Here is a 2,540-nt window from a genome sequence, read left to right on the forward strand (position 1 = left end):
ATTCAAGGTCATCAAGCTCGACCGCAAGCGCAACAACGTTGTGCTGTCGCGTCGTGCCGTGGTCGAAGCCTCCATGGGTGAAGAGCGCGCCAAGCTGCTCGAGACGCTGTCCGAAGGCGCCATCGTCAACGGCGTGGTCAAGAACATCACCGAATACGGTGCGTTCGTCGACCTCGGCGGCATCGATGGCCTGCTGCACATCACCGACATGGCATGGCGCCGTGTCCGTCACCCGTCCGAAGTCGTGACGGTTGGCCAGGAACTGACCGCCAAGGTCCTGAAGTTCGACGCCGAGAAGAACCGTGTCTCGCTGGGCATCAAGCAGCTGGGCGACGACCCGTGGTTCGGCGTTGCGCGCCGCTACCCGACCGGCACCCGCCTGTTCGGCAAGGTCACGAACATCGCCGACTACGGCGCGTTCGTCGAGATCGAGCCGGGCATCGAAGGCCTGGTGCACGTCTCCGAAATGGACTGGACCAACAAGAACATCGCCCCCAGCAAGCTGGTCTCGCTGGGCGACGAAGTCGAAGTCATGGTCCTGGAAATCGACGAAGACAAGCGTCGCATCAGCCTGGGCATGAAGCAGTGCAAGGCCAACCCGTGGGAAGAGTTCGCCGAGAACGTCAAGCGCGGCGACAAGGTCAAGGGCCCGGTCAAGTCGATCACCGACTTCGGCGTGTTCGTGGGCCTGGCGCAAGGCATCGACGGCCTGGTGCACCTGTCCGACCTGTCCTGGGACGAGACCGGCGAAACCGCCGTTCGCAACTTCAAGAAGGGCCAGGAAGTCGAAGCCGTCGTGCTGGCCGTGGACGTCGAGCGCGAGCGTATCTCGCTGGGCATCAAGCAGCTGGACAGCGATCCCTTCACCGCCTACACCACGATCAATGACCGTGGCGCTTCGGTGACCGGCATCGTCAAGACCGTCGACCCGCGCGGCGCCGAGATCGAGCTGGCTGACGGTGTGATGGCCTATCTGCGCGCTTCGGAAATCTCCCGCGACCGCGTGGAAGACGCCCGCAACGTGCTGAAGGAAGGCGACGAAGTCACCGCCGTCGTCGTCAACATCGACCGCAAGACCCGCAACATCCAGCTGTCCATCAAGGCCAAGGACAACGCCGACAACCAGGAAGCCATGACGCGCCTGAGCCAGTCGAGCGAGCGTGAAAACGCCGGCACCACCAGCCTGGGCGCCCTGCTGCGCGCCAAGCTGGACAACCAGGGCAATTAAGCCCTGTTTGAACTGCCCGGTCCTCTAGCGAATTGCTGGAGGCCGGGTATGCTCCCCACAGGCTCGCCGGCCTCGCCAGCGGGCCTGTTTCAATTTCAAGAGACAAGCCGCCTCGCTTATGACCCGCTCCGACCTCGTCGCCGTGCTCGCCGAACGATTTGGCCAACTGACCCAGCGGGACACAGAGTTCGCGGTCAAGACCATCCTCGACGCGATGAGCGACGCTCTCGCGCGCGGCCACCGCATCGAGATCCGCGGCTTTGGCAGCTTCTCCATCAGCCGCCGCCCGCCGCGCGTGGGCCGCAACCCGCGCAGCGGCGAGCAGGTCATGATCCCCGAGAAACTGGCTCCTCATTTCAAGCCCGGCAAGGCGCTGCGCGAGGCTGTCGACAAGCATCTTCCTGTGACGGACGCCTGACCCCGCCTGAGTCAGAATCCCGGGCCATGCGCACCCTCGTCTGGCTCCTGCGAGCCCTGCTCTTCTTCACACTGTTTGCCTTCGCGCTGAACAACAGCCACGAAGCCGTCGTGCGCTGGTTCTTCGGCCACGAGTGGCGCGCGCCGCAGGTCATCATCGTGCTGCTGGCCTTTGGCTTCGGCGCCGCCTTTGGCGTGCTGGCCATGGTGCCCGCCTGGTGGCGCCACCGCCGCGCCGCCCAACGCGTCGAACCCCTGCCCGGCATGCCCCAACCCACACCCGAAGTCCCCGCAGCCCCTTACGCCGCTCACCAAGATGGAGTTTGATCCGCGCTGGCTGCTCTTTGTCCTGCCCGTCGTCTTCGTCCTCGGCTGGCTGGCCTCCAAGCTCGACTCCAAGCAGTGGAAGCTGGAACAGCGTGATTCGCCCAAGGCCTATTTCAAGGGTCTGAACCTGCTGCTGAACGAACAGCAGGACAAGGCCATCGATGCCTTCATCGAGGCCGTCCAGAACGACCCCGACACCTCCGAGCTGCACTTCGCCCTGGGCAGCCTGTTCCGCCGCCGTGGCGAGACGGAGCGCGCCGTGCGCGTGCACGAGCACTTGTTGCGCCGCGGCGACCTGCCCAAGACCGACCGCGATCGCGCCCAGCACGAACTGGCCCAGGACTTCTTCAAGGCCGGCCTGTTCGACCGCGCCGAGGCGGCCTATGCCGAACTGCGCGGTACCGCCTTCGAGCGTGAGGCGCGCCTGGCCCTCTTGTCGCTGTACGAGCGTTCGCGCGACTGGGCCAAGGCCGCCGAGGTTGCCGCAGAACTGGAAGCCGCAGGTACGGGCTCCTTCTCCGGTCGTATCGMGCATTACCTCTGCGAGCAGGCCCTGGTCGCCCAGTCC

General features: G+C 65.2%; 4 protein-coding genes. All 4 read left to right on the forward strand.

Annotated elements, in window-relative coordinates:
* Positions 1-1,228: 30S ribosomal protein S1 (rpsA, locus tag ACXJKR_RS29590; protein WP_457325887.1), on the forward strand; the 1,228-nt coding region annotated here is incomplete at its 5' end.
* A 118-nt stretch (positions 1,229-1,346) separates the two neighbouring features.
* Positions 1,347-1,646: an integration host factor subunit beta gene (locus ACXJKR_RS29595; RefSeq protein ID WP_056202110.1), complete on the forward strand. Its 300-nt coding sequence runs from the start codon at positions 1,347-1,349 to the stop codon at positions 1,644-1,646.
* Between the two features lie 26 nt (positions 1,647-1,672).
* Entirely contained in the window at positions 1,673-1,972 is a 300-nt protein-coding gene (locus ACXJKR_RS29600; RefSeq protein ID WP_056202107.1) for a LapA family protein, read from the forward strand.
* Positions 1,962-2,540 (forward strand): tetratricopeptide repeat protein (locus ACXJKR_RS29605; protein ID WP_457325888.1); only part of this gene is annotated, 579 nt, incomplete at its 3' end. The genes ACXJKR_RS29600 and ACXJKR_RS29605, both read left to right, overlap by 11 nt.

Source organism: Roseateles sp. P5_E11, assembly GCF_054049355.1.